This is a genomic window from Pseudomonas sp. LD120 (assembly GCF_009861525.1).
Lineage (GTDB): Bacteria > Pseudomonadota > Gammaproteobacteria > Pseudomonadales > Pseudomonadaceae > Aquipseudomonas.
Genome location: NZ_WVHL01000002.1, coordinates 504,660 through 520,297 on the forward strand (window position 1 = coordinate 504,660; position 15,638 = coordinate 520,297).

The following is a 15,638-nucleotide window of genomic DNA, read 5'->3' on the forward strand; positions in this document are numbered from 1 at the left end:
AATAAAAAAGTTCCCATCGCAAAAAAAAGAAATCAGAATTGGCGCCGCATAGTGCTTTGCGCAAGGACCGCGACCACCGAAGCATAGTTGAGACACACCATTGGCGAGGTGAAGCAATGGGCACACCACTACCGGCACGACCTGCACAAACCCTGTACGTCACCCTTCGTCGCGACGAACTGCGTCAGCTCAAAGAAGAACGCGATCGCTTGCAACAGGAGCTCGCGCAATTGCGTCTGCAACTGCAGAACCAGGAGCAGCCCCAGGCAGTGGTGCCGCACCTTCCCCGCGGCCACTGAAACTCGCCCGGCCCACAGGCATCGCCGCTGATTGGCCACGCTTGTCAGTGGCGCCTCACTCCACCTCGATAAGCCGACACGGCGCACCATACCCAACGCTCAGCTAACGAACTTTTCACACGCTCCGGCCGATACTGGCGGCCATTGTGGCCGTCTTGTTACAGGACGCTGCCGGCATCGCGACGCTGAACCGGCGCGCAGTGATCATGGATTTGTGGAGAGCGCTGAATGGCATTGTTCAAACGCAGCAACACGTCTGCGAAAGGTTTTGACTGGATGGGCCTGCTCTGGCTGTTCCTGTTCTTCTGGTACTTCTCCGGCATCACCCAACTGCTGATACAACTGACCGACACCTCCGGTTTCGCCGGTTTCCGTCAAGCCTTCTTCATGAGCGCCATCTGGCTAGCGCCGATGCTGCTGTTCCCGGCGCGCACCAAAGTCATGGCGGCGGTGATTGGCGTGGTGCTCTGGGCCTGCTCCATGGCCAGCCTTGGCTACTTCTTCATCTACCAGCAGGAGTTCTCGCAAAGCGTCATTTTCATCATGTTCGAGTCCAACCCCTCGGAAGCCGGTGAATACCTGACTCAATACTTTGCCTGGTGGATGCTCCTGGCGTTCCTTGCGCACACCGCCTTGGCGATTTTCCTCTGGACCCGCCTGCGTCCGGTCTACTTGCCCAAAACCCAGGCTTATGTGGCGGCGCTGGCAATCCTCCTGGCCATCGTCGGCTACCCGCTGCTCAAGCAGATCTCCCGGGCCGACACCCTGGCCGCGGGCCTGGAAAAGTTCGAAACCCGCGTCGAGCCGGCGGTACCATGGCAAATGCTGATCGCCTATCGCCGCTATCGTGAACAACTGGCGGGCATGCAAGGCATGCTCGACAGCGTCAGCAAGATTGCCCCTCTGACCAACCTCAAGGACAGCGCAGCCAATCAGCCCGCGACCCTGGTGCTGGTGATCGGTGAGTCGACCAACCGCCAGCGCATGAGCCTCTATGGCTACCCGCGCCAGACCACGCCGGAGCTGGACAAGCTCAAGGACCAGTTGGCGGTGTTCAATAACGTCATTACCCCGCGCCCCTACACCATCGAGGCGCTGCAGCAGGTACTGACCTTCGCCGACGAAGAAAACCCCGACCTGTACCTCAAGACACCCTCGCTGGTCAGTGTGATGAAGCAGGCCGGCTACAAGACCTACTGGATCACCAACCAGCAGACCATGACCAAGCGCAACACCATGCTCACCACCTTTTCTGAACAGGCGGACGAGAAGGTGTACCTGAACAACAACCGCAACCAGAACGCCCGGCAGTACGACGGTGATGTCCTTGAGCCCTTCAGCAAGGCCTTGGCCGACAGCGCGCCACGCAAATTCATTGTGGTGCACCTGCTGGGCACGCACATGAGCTACCAGTACCGCTATCCGCCGAGCTTCGACAAATTCACCGACCGCCAAGGCGTACCGGCTGGCGTGCACGACGACCAGGTGCCGACCTACAACAGCTACGACAATGCCGTGCTGTACAACGACTTCGTGGTGTCCAGCCTGATCAAAGACTATGCCAAGACCGATCCCAACGGTTTCCTGCTGTACCTGTCGGACCACGGTGAAGACGTCTTCGACTCGGCCGGGCATAACACCCTGGGCCGCAACGAAGGCAAGCCGACCGCGCCGATGTACACCATCCCGTTCATCGCCTGGGCCTCGCCGAAATGGCGCGAAACCCATGACTGGAGCCTAGCATCCGACCTCAATCGCCCCTACAGCAGCTCCCAGCTGATTCACACCTGGGCTGATCTGGCCGGCCTGAGCTTTGACGAAATGGACACCAGCCGCAGCCTGGTCAGCGCCGACTTCAAACCGCGGCCCTTGCTGATCGGCAATCCCTATGCACGCCAAAGCAAGTCGCTGATTGACTTCAGCCTGATGAAGCCCAAGGCACCCGCCGGGCCGGCCGTGGTGCAGCAGTAAGCGCCCCTCCCTGCGGGGGCTGCAATGGCCCCCGCGGCGAACGAAGCGTTCTTCGCGCCAAACACCCGCGCGGACACATCATGTCAAAAATGTAGTCTTTTACTCAGACTGCCGTTAACCCTTACTTAATAGACTTCGATGAAACTTCTCCCATCGCTTGTTGCCCAGGGATGAAACAAGTATCGAACATTCTTAAAGTAGGTAGCGCAGTATGAAACTTGCAACTCTCGCACTCGGAAGTTTAATCATGATCGGCTCCAGCACTGCTTTTGCCGAAGGTGGTTCCGAGCGCGCACAACAGTTCTACGAGAACTTCCGCGTCAACCAGCAGCAAATTCACGGCAATAAAACTGAGAACATCGCCAACATCGAAAAGCCTGACAACAACAATTCCAGTCATTCTGTTGCGGACACTCGGAAACAGCCCAAGAGCTGATGAAGCTTTAGTGCAATACCCACTCTGGACAAACTGCTCCGTTGCTAGAGATGGATGTTTGGCGCCCTACTGGGCGCCTTTTTTATAACCGTGCGAAACCCCGCGTGGTGGTTGACATGGCCGATGCAAGAGCCTCCCAGGCATTTGCCACCCAGGACGCTCCAGGTGACCTTGCGCGCCCGCCCCCACATCACGCCGCTCATCCATAACCCTTCTAAGGCGCTGAATTATCTCGATTCTTTTATTGACCCTGTAGTTACTTCAGGCTTCATTATCGGCGCCTTGGCTAACCGCCAAACCCGTGGCTAGAGGATTTTGCAATGCGCATTCTGGTAGTTGAAGACGAAGTAAAAACCGCGGATTACCTGCATCAGGGGCTCACTGAAAGTGGTTATGTAGTGGATCGAGCGAACAATGGCGTTGATGGTCTTCACCTGGTTAAACAGCAGCGTTATGAACTGGTGATTCTGGATATAAACTTGCCGCAAAAAGATGGCTGGCAAGTACTGCAAGATATTAATCGACAGCATTCGGCACGGGTTTTGATGCTCACCGCCCGAGGCCGTCTGGACGATAAGGTCAGGGCTCTGGACATGGGCGCCGATGATTATCTGGTCAAGCCTTTCCAATTCCCCGAGTTACTGGCACGGGTCCGGACATTGATCCGCCGCCGTGCGCCTGTGGCTCAGGCGCAAGTTCTGCAAGTTGCCGATCTGCAACTTGATCCGCGGCGTCACCGGGCTTATCGCGGCGAGCGGCGTATTGACTTGACCACTAAGGAGTTCACGTTGCTGCACGTATTAATGCGCCATTCAGGGGAGGTCATGACGCGTGCACAGATCATTTCCCTGGTCTGGGACATGAATTTTGATTGCGACACCAATGTGGTGGAGGTTTCCATCAGCCGCCTACGGGCCAAGATCGACGACGCCAGCGACCTCAAACTGATCCACACCCTGCGCGGTGTCGGCTATGTACTGGAAGTGCGCCCATGAGCCGAGTCACCGGCGCCCCCCCTGCCCGCAGTTTGTCCATGCGCCTGGGGTTGACCGTCAGCCTGATGGGCGCAGCCCTGGTGTTGCTGCTGGCGACCCTGGCCTACCTGGCGCTGGATCACCAGTTGGACAACCTAGCGCGCAAAGGCATGCAGAACAAACTTGAGCAGATCCAGCACAGCCTCACCAGCGACCGCGACAGCAGTGATCTGACGGCGCGCCCGCATTCCCTGTTGGACCTGGTGATGGGGCACGACAACCTGCGCCTGAACGTCTTCTCCACTGATCCGCTGGCCAGCCCGTGGCTGGAGGCCGGCGGCGGCGATCAGGCCACGCTGCCCGCCGCACTGAGGCAAGCGCGCGTCGACAGCGACCTGCAATGGCGCGACAGCCGTGGCCAGCAATGGCTCAGCGCCTCGCGGCAAATGCGCCTGGGCAACGGTGATGCGGTAAGGGTGGTGCTGAGCCTGAATCGCCACAACGATCTGGCCCTGCTCAGTGCTTACCTGCGCTCCACGCTGATCGCCCTGCCGCCGTTGCTACTGTTGATCGGTATCGGCGCCTGGTGGCTGGTGCAGCGGGGACTGCGGCCGCTGCAGCAGTTCACCCGGGTCGCGGCCAAGGTCACCACCCAAGACCTGACCCATCGTCTGGACCTGGACAACCTGCCTAGGGAGCTGGCGGAACTGGGTCAAGGCATCAACGTCATGCTGCAACGCCTGGATGGGGGCGTGCAGCGCTTGTCGCAGTTCTCCGACGATTTGGCTCATGAGCTGCGCTCGCCCATCAGCAACTTGATGGGCAAGGCCCAGGTGACCCTGTCCCGGGAGCGCCCCCCTGCCGAATACAAAGCGGTCCTGGAGGCCAGCATCGAAGAACTGGAGCGGATCATACGGATCGTCGCCGACATGCTGTTTCTGGCCCAGGTCAGCCAGCCGGCTTCGCAGGCCCGGTTCGTCCCAGTGTCGCTGGGGGAACAGGCGCGCAAGGTCTCGGCATTGTTCGCCCTGAGCGCCGAAGACCGGCAGCTGGCGTTGCAGCAAAGGGGCGACGCCTGGGTCCTGGGCGATCCGCTGATGATCCAGCGGGCGCTGTCCAACTTGCTGTCCAACGCCATCCGTCACAGCCCGTCCCAAGGACGGATCGATCTGCGGATCGAACAACAGGCGCACAGCGTGCGCCTGACGGTGAGCAACCCCGGACCAGGCATCGCGGCCTGTCACCTGCCTCATCTGTTCGAGCGTTTCTATCGCGTCGACAGCAGCCGCGCCCGCGCCGAAGGGGGTACCGGGCTGGGGCTGGCGATCGTCCGCTCGATCATGCAACTGCACCAGGGACGAGCCGACGTCAGCAGCGAACCAGGGCGGCTGACTGAGTTTTCCCTGGTGTTTCCCACGCTCGCCCCGGCGCCGCCGGGCGCTTAGAGCCAGATGCCACCCGCCACCGCGCCCAGCAACACCAAGGCCCAGGGCGGCACTCGGCCGCTGTGCAACAGCGCCAGGACCAGCAGCACCGCCAGCACGTCCAGGGGCCCGCTGACGCTGCTGGTCCACAGCGGCTGATACAGCGCCGCCGCCAGCAACCCCACTACCGCGGCGTTGACCCCGGCCAACGCCGCCTGGACCCCGTGCCGATGGCGCACAAACTGCCAAAACGGTACGACCCCGATCACCAGCAACAACCCCGGAAGAAAGATCGCCACCAGGCAAACCAGCGCCCCGCTCCACCCCGCGATGGCGGCCCCGAGAAAGGCCGCGACGCTGAACAGCGGCCCCGGCACCGCCTGGGCACTGGCATAACCGGCCAGAAACAGCGGGCTACTGACCCCGCCCGGCTCTACCACCTGTGCCTGCAGCAACGGCAGCACCACATGACCACCGCCGAAGACCAGCGCGCCCACCCGATAGAAACCATCGAACAGGCTCAACAAGCGATTCGGCCAGAGCAGCGCCAGTCCCGGCAACAGCACCAGCAGCACCAGCGCCAAGCCCAGGGCACAAAGCCCGAGACGCCGACTGGCGCCTGAAGGCTGAACCTCGATCCGGGCCTCGAACAGCGGCTTGATCAGCACAACGCCCGCCAACGCCGCCAGCAGCATCACCAGCAACTGCGCGCCCAACCCTGGCCAGCGCAGTACCAGGGCCGCGGCCATCAGCCCGATGGCGATGCGCAAGGGCCCGCGACACAGGCTGCGGGCCATCCCCCACAGCGCCAAGGCCACCACCGCGACCGCCACCAGTTGCAAACCCTTGAGCACCCCAGGCGGTACGCCACCGCCAATGCCCTGTGCCAACAAGACCAGCGCCAGCGCCGAAGGCAAGGTAAAACCGGCCCAGGCGCACAAGGCACCGGGCACCCCCGCGCGGGACAGGCCCAGGGCAATGCCGACCTGGCTGCTGGCCGGCCCGGGCAAAAACTGGCACAGCGCGACCAGTTCGGCGTAAGCCGCCTCCCCCAGCCAACGCCGGCGCTGGACAAACTCCTGGCGAAAATACCCCAAGTGCGCCACCGGCCCGCCGAACGAGGTCAGCCCCAGGCGCAAGAACAGCAGGAAAATGCGCCAGGGCGAGTCACCGGGACGCTGGGGCTGGGCGATTGGCGCGACGTCGAGCATTACAAGGCTTTGCTCCAGAACAGCATGCGGCCCTGAGCGGGATCGAGCATGGCGTTGGCAAAACCACAGGCCTGATAGGCCGCCTGGGCGCGAAGGTTGCCTTCCAGTACTTCCAGGGTGATCTTGCAGCAGCCCCGTTGCCGGGCGATGTCCTCGACCTTCTGCAACATGCGCTTGCTCAAGCCCCGGCCACGAAAGCTCTCCAGCACCACCACATCGTGAACATTGACCAGCGGCCGACAGGCAAAGGTCGAAAAGCCTTCGAAGCAATTCACCAGGCCCACCGCTTGCCCCCCGGCAAAGGCCAGCACACTGAACGCTTGAGGCCGCTTGGCCAGCTCCGCCGGCAGCTGTTCAAGGCTGTCCGGCGCCAGCGCCTGCCCGCCCCCCATGGGGTCCAGGGCATAGTGATTGAGCAGTGCGCCTATGGCTTCGGCATGCACCGGGTTGCTGTAACTGGCTTGCAAGACCACAACATCGGCAACGTCCATGTTCATCCTCGATCAACACGTTGAAAGTAAACCCACAGCTTCAGGCCGCCTGGATTGTAGGCTGGGGGATTTGACCAAACGAAGATTTTTCACCCCCCTTTCAGAGAAAAATCTTAAGCAATGGTAACCACTCTCAGCAGGCGGAACCGCTTCCCCTCAAGCCTCGGGCGTCTGGGCAAAACGTTGCAGTTGCATTGCTTGCAAGCGACTGAGGGTGCGCCGGAAGGGAAACGCCAAGTAGCCCTCGGTGTACAGCAGCTCCATCGCGACCCGGGCCTCCAGGTACAGCGGTACGTTGCGGTCGTAGCACTCATCCACCAATGCGATGAAGCGGCGCACCGCATCGTCATGGATCGACAGTTGCGGCAATTGGCGATCACCGGCCGCCACCCGCTGGGCGCCGTCCTCGGTGCCGCGGGCGATACGCCCAGGGCGCTGCTGGGCACTGAGGTTGGGCACTTCGCTGAGGAAGATCGCGTGAAACCGATCACACAGGGCCATGAAGTCCATGGCGGAAAAGGGCTGCTCGCACAGGTCGCAAAAGCGACACCAGATCACCGTCGCGGCGACCTTGACCACGGCCACCTGGCGGTAACCGAGCAACAGGACATCAGTGGACACCGCCTGCCCCGCACTCATCTGCGCAAACAACGGCGCCAGGGCGCTGGGCTGATCGGCGGTGCGCACCCAATAGCGCTGCGTCGCCGCGCCTGGGTGCAGGCGGTGATCCTGCGGGCCGTCCACCGTCACCACCTGCAGGTGCTGGCGAATCGCGCTGATCGCCGGCACAAAGCGCTCACGGTTGAAACCGTCGGCGTACAACTGCTCGGGAGGCTGATTGGAGGTGCAGACCATGACCACACCCTGCGCGAACATCACCTGGAACAACCGCCCAAGAATGATCGCATCGCCAATGTCGTTGACGAACAACTCGTCGAAGCACAGCACCCGCACCTCTTGTGCCAGCTCCTGGGCCAGCGCCTGCAGGGGATCGGCGGTGCCGGTCAGCTGGAACGAACGCTGGTGCACCCAACTCATGAAGTGATGAAAGTGCTGACGTCGCGCCGGCACCTTGAGGCTTTGATGGAACTGATCCATCAGCCAGGTCTTGCCGCGCCCCACCGCTCCCCACAGATAGACCCCTGGCACCGCCTGGCGACCTTGCTCCAGGGCTTCATGGCATTGCTGCAAGGCTTGCACCGCCCGGGCCTGCGCCGGATCGGCGACAAACCCATCCTGCTCCAGGGCATGCTGATATGCGCTCAAGGGGGAATCGAAGGGCATGGGCCAATGGCCTCCTGGCAAAAGAGCCGCAGTATGCCATCGCCCCGCGATACCGGCGCGGGGCGTTGCCGCGCCCTGGCCTCAGGGCTGGTCGGCCGTAAAGTGTGGGCGGTCTTCGCCTTGCAGGCGCTTGCGCCAGGTCCGCAACCAATCGCTGCGCCGCCCCGGATACGCCTCACCCTGCTCTCGGGCTGCGGCAATGCGGTCGGTGCGAAAAGTCCGGTAATCCTCGCGCAGTTCGCACCAGGCAACGATCACCCGCGCCTCGTTGAGAAACCCCAGGGCCAGGGGCCAGATCAAGCGCTGGCTGGGGATCTGATGGGCGTCGGCGTAGTCGATCAACAGCTTGGCTTGATGAGCGATGGCTTGGCGAAACACGTTCAGCGACACCAGATTGTCAGGAAAACCGTAGCCCGGCGGCCCCGGCAACAAGGTCGGGTTACGCAAGGCGTCCTGGGCGGCTGGCGCCAATACCGCGGCGATTTTGGCCATCGCATCGGCCGCGGCCTTGCTCAGCACCTCGTCGCCGCGCTGATCAACGTAACGCAAGCCCAACACCACCGCCTCGGTCTCGTCGGCATTGAGCATCAACGGTGGCAGGAACAACCCGCTGCGCAGCACGTAACCGATCCCCGCCTCGCCGTGGATGGGGGCCCCCAGGGACGTGAGCTCGGCGATGTCGCGGTACAGGGTGCGCTCGGAAACCTCCAGCTCGGCGGCCAGGGTTGCTGCCGTGACCGGGCGACTCTTGCTCCGCAGTATCTGCAACAGGGTAAGTAAACGACTGGCTCGCGACATCGCGGCGACCTCCTGAGAAAACCGGGGCACCATAACAGAGCCTACTGACAGTGAGTGTCAGTAGGTGTATTTGGAGCGCCGCAACCCAGCACCGCCAGTGCAACGGCGCGGCTCCAGCTCAGGGCATAGGTCGCGCGGTTGAATACGGCGCACCAGGCCAGCAGGCGGCGGCAGCGAGGCCCGCCCCGCCAACGGGCGAAGCGGGTCACGGCATAAGGGTAAATGCGCAACGGGCGCCGTCGATGCCTTGAAAAGTTGCCCTTGCGCCGGTATTTGCCCTTCAGGCAACGACACCTTTCTGGCATCCTGCGCCTCCTTTTTTCTGACCGGGTGCGCAAGTCTTGTCCCACGCCATGCCGTTGCCGCTCACGTCCCGCCCACTTTGCGGCGTGTGCCGCGCTGTAATCACACGCCACCGCCAGGCCTTCTCCCATGACCGCACCTGATCGCTCCCCGCCCCGCTACACGTCCGACCTGATCTACGGCCTCAATGACCGTCCGCATTTCAGCGCGGCGATCTTCGCCGCCCTGCAGCATGTACTGGCCAGTTTTGTCGGCATCATCAGCCCGACCCTGATCTTCGGCGGCGTGCTGGGCCTGGAAAGCGAGCTGCCCTACCTGATCAGCATGGCGCTGTTCGTTTCCGGCCTGGGCACCTTCGTCCAGGCCCGGCGCCTGGGGCCAATCGGCTCGGGCTTATTGTGCGTGCAAGGCACCAGCTTTTCCTTTATCAGCGTGCTGCTCAGTGCCGGTTTCATGGTCAAGGGCAGGGGCGGCAGCACCGATGACATCCTCTCCACCATCTTCGGCATCTGTTTTGTCGCGGCCTTTATCGAGATGTTCCTCAGCCAGTTCATCGGTAAGCTGCGCAAACTGATCACCCCGGTGGTGACCGGCACCATCATCACCCTGATGGGCCTGTCGCTGATCAAGGTGGCGGTCACCGACATGGCCGGCGGCTACGGCGCCAGCGACCTGGGCGCGGCGAGCAACCTGGGCCTGGCGGCCTTGGTGCTGCTGACCATCGTCGTGCTCAACCGTTTCAACCACCCGATGTTGCGCCTGGGCTCGATCGTCATCGGCCTGACCCTAGGCTTCGTGGTGGCCTGGCTACTGGGCCGGGTGGACATGGCGGCCCTACCCGAGGTGCCGCTGGTGAGCGTGCCGGTGCCGTTCAAGTACGGGTTTTCCTTCGACCTGATCGCCTTCATCCCGCTGGCGGTGATCTTCCTGATTTCGCCCCTGGAGGCGGCCGGTGACCTGACCGCCAACTCGATGATTTCCCAACAGCCGGTGAAAGGCCCGCTGTACATCAAGCGCATCAAGTCCGGGCTGCTGGCGGACGGTTTCAACTCAGCGGTGGCGGCGGTGTTCAACAGCCTGCCGATGGTGACCTTTGCCCAGAACAACGGGGTGATCCAGCTGACCGGCGTCGCCAGCCGCTACGTGGCCTACTTCATTGCCGGGCTGCTGGTGCTGCTGGGCCTGTTCCCGATGATCGGCGCGGTGCTGCAACTGATGCCCAAGCCAGTGCTGGGCGGTGCCACCCTGATCATGTTCGGCACCGTGGCGGTGGCCGGGATCAAGATCCTCGCCGAGGCCGGGCTGCATCGGCGCAACGTGCTGATCGTGGCGATTTCCCTAGGCATGGGCCTGGGGGTAGCGGCGGTGCCGGAAGTGCTGCGCGAGCTGCCCAAGGCCCTGCACAACATCTTCGAATCGCCGATCACCGTGGGGGCTTTCTGCGCGATCGTACTCAACATTTTCCTGCCGGAAGAATTCCTCGAGCTGGAAGAGGATGAGTTCGACCCCGAAGCGGCGACCCTCAAGGTGATGCAAGACCCGGACATGAGCGGCCAAACGAACTCCTGAGGCCCAGCGGCGTCTATGCTGCGTGTGCCGGTGATGGGCCCTAGGCCTTGGAGGTTGGTCGAGGGCTTTCCAGGCTACAAGGTGCCGACCCGCCATTCACTTCCATTGCCGACAGGTATTGCATGCGTAGATTGATCGCCTTGACCCTGGTACTGCTCAGTCTCAGCGCCTGTGCGCTGTTGCCCCACCGCGACCCGCTGGCAATCAACGTGGTGGGCATCGAGCCGCTGCCCAGCCAGGAGCTGGAAATGCGCTTCGCGGTGAAACTGCGCCTGCAAAATCCCAATGAAACCGCCATCGACTACAACGGCGTGGCCCTAGACCTGGAAGTCAACGGCCGCCCGCTGGCCTCCGGGGTCAGCGACCAGCAGGGGCATATCGGCCGTTACTCGGAGGACATCCTGGTGATTCCAGTCAGCGTCTCGGCGTTTTCCGTCCTGCGTCAGACCCTGGGGTTGAGCCAGACCCAGACCCTGGACAATCTGCCCTACGTGCTGCGGGGCAAACTGGCCGGCGGGCTGTTCGGCACCCAGCGTTTCATCGATCGCGGGCAGATCAGCCTGAGCAACCCGGGCGCCTGGTAAGCCCTGGGCTCTGTACGAAAAGTTTTGAGACGAAGGTCAGGCAAGGCGAAAACGGTCGAGGAAGCGGAGTTTACGGGTTGTAAATGAGCATTCCGAGACCGTTTTCAACGCAGCATCACCGAGTATCAGGCTTTTCGTACAAAGCCTAGAACACCGACCAGCCGATGCGCTGGCTAAGCAGCTCCAGGGCCGCCATGCCCACCAGTGAGTTGCCGGCAACATTGAGCTCCGGCGACCACACGCACACCGTGAATTGCCCCGGCACCACCGCGACAATCCCCCCACCGACACCACTTTTGCCCGGTAGCCCGACCCGATAGGCGAAGTTGCCGGCTTCGTCGTACAAGCCGCTGGTGGCCATGATCGAGTTGACTTGCTGCGTCTGCCGGCGACTGAGGATCTGCTCGCCGCTGTGCTTGCAGAAACCGTCGTTGGCCAGAAAGCAAAAGGCCCGGGCCAGATCGACGCAGCTCATGCGCAGCGCGCAATGGCTGAAATAGCTGCGCAGCACTGCCTCGACATCGTTATGGAAATTACCGAAGGACTGCATCAGGTAGGCCATGGCCGCATTGCGCGCCCGGTGCTGGTATTCCGACTCGGCCACCCGCCCATCCACCAGCACCTGAGGATTGCCCGACAGTCGCCGGACAAAGTCGCGCATGGACAAGGCTGGTGCGGCAAAACGCGACTGGTTGATGTCACAGATCACCAAGGCACCGGCATTGATGAAAGGGTTGCGCGGCCGGCCGCGCTCGAACTCCAATTGCACCAGGGAATTGAAGGGCTGCCCGGAAGGCTCGTGACCCAGGCGCTCCCAGATCGACTCGCCGGAATGGCCGATGGCCTGCACCAGACTGAAGACCTTGGAAATACTCTGCACTGAGAACGGCGTATCGGCATCGCCGGCACTGAACACCTGGCCATCGTTGCCGTAGACGGCAATCCCCAATTGATTGGCCGGCACATCCGCCAGGGCCGGGATGTAGTTGGCGACCTGGCCTTGGCCGATCAGGGGGCGGACTTCATCGAGAATCTGGTTCAACAAGGCTTGCATGGTCTGGCTCATTATCACGGGCACCGATACGGCTGCGGGGCTATGGCTGCTAGACGCGCGCCAGCGCCTGCGCAGCACACCCACATTCAAAACCGCCGCCCACCCGTCGCTGCTGGCCGGCGAGAGCACCGCCCAACGGCGGCTACACGGAATCGAAATGCAAGTGATATTCGATCATTTTCGCCAATCGTAAAACACAGAATCGATGATCACCATCAGCTTGAATTAAGGTTAGAGCGCTAGAATAGCCGTCGATTACAGGCACACAAACCTGTCATATCCAGCTTGACCGCAACATCACACCCCTCCATGCATCGCGACCTTTGGCAGCGCCCCAGTTGCAACGGGGCATTGGCGGCAGTCGATGTTTACGCCATGACGGCATTTCCTGAGCGGAGTCATGCACCTTTGAAAACCTGGCACACGATCGTCGGTGTCCTGCTGATCACCACCCTCACCCTCCTGCTGGAGATTCCTTCCACCACCTGGCTGACCTCCGCCACCCTGAGCATGATCCTCGGTAGCACGGCCTTGGCCTATATGGCCCTGTCTTGCCTGCTGGCCAGCCGTTGGGGCTTCGTCGAGCGCCTGTTCGGCGGCCTCGACCGGGTCTATGAGGCCCACAAGTGGCTGGGCATCTGGGCCCTGGCATTCGCCAGCTATCACCTGGTATTCAAGGCCAACCTGGACGCCTGGGGCAGCGTGCCGATCCTCGAACTCTCGAAATACTGGACACGCCTGGTGCGCCAACTGAGCTACGTGGCCCTGGGCCTGATCGTACTGCTGGCCCTGAACCGCAACATTCCCTACAGCCAATGGCGCTGGTGGCACAAGCTCTCCGGCCCGCTGTTTCTGATCGTCATCCTGCACGGCTTGAGCTTCAAGTCGCCGATCACCCTGGACTCGCCTTCAGGCCTCTGGCTCGGCGCGCTGTGCATCCTTGGGGTGCTCGGGGCCCTGTACAAACTGCTGCTCTACCCCTTCCTGGCCAAGGTTGGCGAGTACCAGGTGAGCGCGGTCAAGGTGGAAAAGAACTCCCTGCACCTGGAACTCCTGCCCCTGGGCCGTGGCTTTCCCTTCAAGGCCGGTCAGTTCGCCTTCCTGTCGATGCAGGAAAAGGGCCTGCGCGAGCCGCATCCCTTCACCATCGCCAGCGCCCAGACCCATGACGGGCGCATTGAGTTCGTGATCCGTGCCCTGGGCGACTACACCCAACAGCTGCGTAAGCAGGTCAAGGTCGGCATGCGCGCGAACATCTATGCACCCTATGGCCGCTTCAAGCGACCGCAGGAAGGCAGCCGCGAGGTGTGGATCGGGGGCGGGGTTGGGATTTCGCCGTTTATCGCTTGGCTGCAGGATGCCGACGCCGGGCAGCTAGACAGAGCGACCCTGGTGTACTGCTACAACCCATCCCGGGCGTTCCCCAGCGTCGATACTCTGCAAGGCATGGCCAAGGCCCGCGGGGTCAACTTCGTGGCCAACAGCGGCGGCACCGCGTCGCTGGCGCAAACCCTGAAACGCACAGCCACGGAAACCGATCCGCAGCAGATCCAGGTCAGCTTCTGCGGCCCCAAAGGCCTACTGGCCCAAGTCCGGAAACTGATGAACGAATGCCAGATCCCCGACGCCAACCTGCACTACGAGTTCTTCGAGTTCCGTTGAACCGTTGACTCCCGCCCTCGCCGGTGGCGCGGCTCATGCAGCGCCACCCGCACCACCAGAGCCGCCAGCAGGGTGATGACCGTCAACACCTGCAACAGTTGGCTAAAGGCCTGGGAATAAAGGCGTAACAGCACTTCCCGGGACCACCCCGGCAAGGACCCGACGCTGGCCGCCAGATCGCCGCCGGCCAGTTGCCGGGCCGCCAGTACCAGGCCCTCCCCAGGCGCCCCGTGGCGCCCAAGCCCGTGTTGCAGCAGCCCTGCCAGCAACGCCACCACCAACGCCAGGGCAATGCCCTCGCCCGCCACCCGGGTGGTACTGAAGATGCCGCTGGCCATGCCGGCCCGCTCCTTGGGCACCACACTCACCGACAAACCATCCATCAAGCCCCAGGGCAGCCCGCTGCCCAGGCCAATCACCAGCAACGGCCAGACCTGCTCGACCGCGGCGGATCCCGGCTCGACCCGACTGAGCCACCACAGCCCGGCGGCGGCCACCGCCAGCCCCAGGCTCGCCAGATTGCCGGCGCTGAACCAGCGATTGAGCCAGCCCGCGGCAAACGGCACCACCAGCATCGGCGCGGACAAGGCCAGCATCAGCAACCCGGCGTCAATCTCGCTGTAGCCTTCGACGCCAATAAAGCGGATCGGCAGCAGAATCAGCAGCACCACGTAGCAATAGCAGGTGGCGATGGGCAACACCTGCACCCCGACAAAGCGCGGGTAGCGAAACAGCGACAGGTCGAGCATCGGTCGCGCCGCCCGCCGCTCCACGGCAATGAACAGCCCCAGGGCCAGCAGCGCCCCCGCCAGCAACAACAGAACCCAGGGACTGCCCCAGCCGCTTTGCGGCGCCTGCAAGATGCCCCAGGTCAGCAGCACCAGGGCCAGGGTGAAACTCAAGGTGCCGGGCCAGTCCACGCCCCGGGCCTCAGGATCCCTGGACTCCTGCATGCGCGGCACGCCAAAGGCCAGGGACAGGCCGCCGATCAGCGCTCCGGAGACGAAGATCGCCCGCCAGCCGCTGTGTTCCACCAAGACCCCGGCGAGGATCGGGCCAAAGGCCAGGCCGACGCCAAAGGTGGTGCCCAGCAAGCTGAAGGCCCGAGTGCGTCCGGGGCCGTCGAAGGCCTGGGCCAGGGCCGCCGAACCACCGGCCAGGGCGGCGGCGCCGGCCAGCCCCTGGACCCCGCGCAGCAGGTTGAGCCACAGCAGCGACGGCACGCACACCAGGGCCAGCGAGCTTAGGCCGAACAGCGCCACCCCCAGGCTGAACAGGCGCTTGCGACCGTACTCGTCGGCCAGGGTCCCGGCGGCCATCAACACGCTGCCAAAGGTCAGCATGAAGGCGTTGGTGGTCCAGCTCAGCGCCAGGGGGCTGCCCCCCAGTTCGCGGGCGATGGCCGGGGTCGCCACCGCCACCCCGACAAAGGTCAGGGGCAGCATCAGTGCCGCCAGGCACACTGCCGCCAATACACCGTAGGCACCCCGCTCGCGGGTGCGGCCCGGCAGCCCCAGGGACAGGTCGAATTGAGGATTCACGCACACCTCTATACCCCGGTAAACAGGGCTGATTGAA

15 protein-coding genes are annotated in these 15,638 nt (G+C 62.9%); 9 read left to right on the plus strand and 6 right to left on the minus strand.

Annotation, left to right across the window (positions count from 1 at the left end; all coding sequences use genetic code 11):
• Positions 1-116 precede the first annotated feature (116 nt).
• The 5 genes from PLD_RS05290 (at position 117) to PLD_RS05310 (ending at position 5,125) form a co-directional block, all read left to right on the plus strand.
• Positions 117-299: a DUF6026 family protein gene (locus PLD_RS05290; RefSeq protein WP_159890513.1), complete on the plus strand. Its 183-nt coding sequence runs from the start codon at positions 117-119 to the stop codon at positions 297-299.
• 228 nt (positions 300-527) lie between these two features.
• Positions 528-2,270, plus strand: a complete 1,743-nt coding sequence (locus PLD_RS05295; protein WP_159890515.1) for a phosphoethanolamine transferase CptA — start codon at positions 528-530, stop codon at positions 2,268-2,270.
• A 247-nt stretch (positions 2,271-2,517) separates the two neighbouring features.
• Positions 2,518-2,706 (plus strand): hypothetical protein, encoded by a 189-nt coding sequence (locus PLD_RS05300; RefSeq protein ID WP_218575853.1) that lies wholly within the window; start codon positions 2,518-2,520, stop codon positions 2,704-2,706.
• Positions 2,707-3,026: 320 nt separating this feature from the next.
• Positions 3,027-3,701: a heavy metal response regulator transcription factor gene (locus PLD_RS05305; RefSeq protein WP_159890517.1), complete on the plus strand. Its 675-nt coding sequence runs from the start codon at positions 3,027-3,029 to the stop codon at positions 3,699-3,701.
• A complete protein-coding gene (locus PLD_RS05310) occupies positions 3,698-5,125 on the plus strand; it encodes a heavy metal sensor histidine kinase (protein ID WP_159890518.1) in 1,428 nt (475 codons plus the stop codon). Before PLD_RS05305 ends, PLD_RS05310 begins: the two co-directional genes overlap by 4 nt.
• On the opposite strand, the gene chrA is transcribed toward PLD_RS05310, so the two are convergent.
• From chrA to PLD_RS05330, 4 genes are all read right to left on the minus strand, one after another.
• Entirely contained in the window at positions 5,122-6,315 is a 1,194-nt protein-coding gene (gene chrA / locus PLD_RS05315; RefSeq protein ID WP_159890519.1) for a chromate efflux transporter, read from the minus strand. The two genes, PLD_RS05310 and chrA, sit on opposite strands and share 4 nt — an antisense overlap.
• Complete coding sequence (locus PLD_RS05320; protein WP_159890521.1) at positions 6,315-6,806, minus strand: GNAT family N-acetyltransferase; 492 nt, start codon at positions 6,804-6,806, stop codon at positions 6,315-6,317. The genes chrA and PLD_RS05320 overlap by 1 nt, the downstream gene beginning before the upstream one ends.
• Before the next feature lie 156 nt (positions 6,807-6,962).
• Positions 6,963-8,090: a cell division protein ZapE gene (gene zapE / locus PLD_RS05325; RefSeq protein WP_159890523.1), complete on the minus strand. Its 1,128-nt coding sequence runs from the start codon at positions 8,088-8,090 to the stop codon at positions 6,963-6,965.
• Between the two features lie 81 nt (positions 8,091-8,171).
• Entirely contained in the window at positions 8,172-8,888 is a 717-nt protein-coding gene (locus PLD_RS05330; protein ID WP_159890525.1) for a YafY family protein, read from the minus strand.
• Positions 8,889-9,320: 432 nt separating this feature from the next.
• On the opposite strand from PLD_RS05330, the gene PLD_RS05335 reads away from it, so the two are divergent.
• Together PLD_RS05335 and PLD_RS05340 are read left to right on the plus strand one after the other, a co-directional pair.
• A complete protein-coding gene (locus tag PLD_RS05335) occupies positions 9,321-10,760 on the plus strand; it encodes a nucleobase:cation symporter-2 family protein (protein WP_159890527.1) in 1,440 nt (479 codons plus the stop codon).
• Positions 10,761-10,882: 122 nt separating this feature from the next.
• Entirely contained in the window at positions 10,883-11,344 is a 462-nt protein-coding gene (locus PLD_RS05340; protein WP_159890529.1) for an LEA type 2 family protein, read from the plus strand.
• Between the two features lie 145 nt (positions 11,345-11,489).
• Here PLD_RS05340 and glsB read toward each other — a convergent pair whose 3' ends face one another.
• Entirely contained in the window at positions 11,490-12,398 is a 909-nt protein-coding gene (gene glsB, locus PLD_RS05345) for a glutaminase B (protein ID WP_159890531.1), read from the minus strand.
• Between glsB and PLD_RS30510 the strand changes: the two genes are divergently transcribed.
• Together PLD_RS30510 and PLD_RS05350 are read left to right on the plus strand one after the other, a co-directional pair.
• A complete protein-coding gene (locus PLD_RS30510; protein WP_218575854.1) occupies positions 12,397-12,591 on the plus strand; it encodes a hypothetical protein in 195 nt (64 codons plus the stop codon). The two genes, glsB and PLD_RS30510, sit on opposite strands and share 2 nt — an antisense overlap.
• 215 nt (positions 12,592-12,806) lie before the next feature.
• The gene (locus PLD_RS05350; RefSeq protein ID WP_159890533.1) at positions 12,807-14,060 is read left to right on the plus strand and encodes a ferric reductase-like transmembrane domain-containing protein; all 1,254 of its coding nucleotides are present in this window, start codon (positions 12,807-12,809) and stop codon (positions 14,058-14,060) included.
• On the opposite strand, the gene PLD_RS05355 is transcribed toward PLD_RS05350, so the two are convergent.
• Positions 14,036-15,601, minus strand: a complete 1,566-nt coding sequence (locus tag PLD_RS05355; RefSeq protein ID WP_159890535.1) for an MFS transporter — start codon at positions 15,599-15,601, stop codon at positions 14,036-14,038. The two genes, PLD_RS05350 and PLD_RS05355, sit on opposite strands and share 25 nt — an antisense overlap.
• Positions 15,602-15,638: the final 37 nt, after the last annotated feature.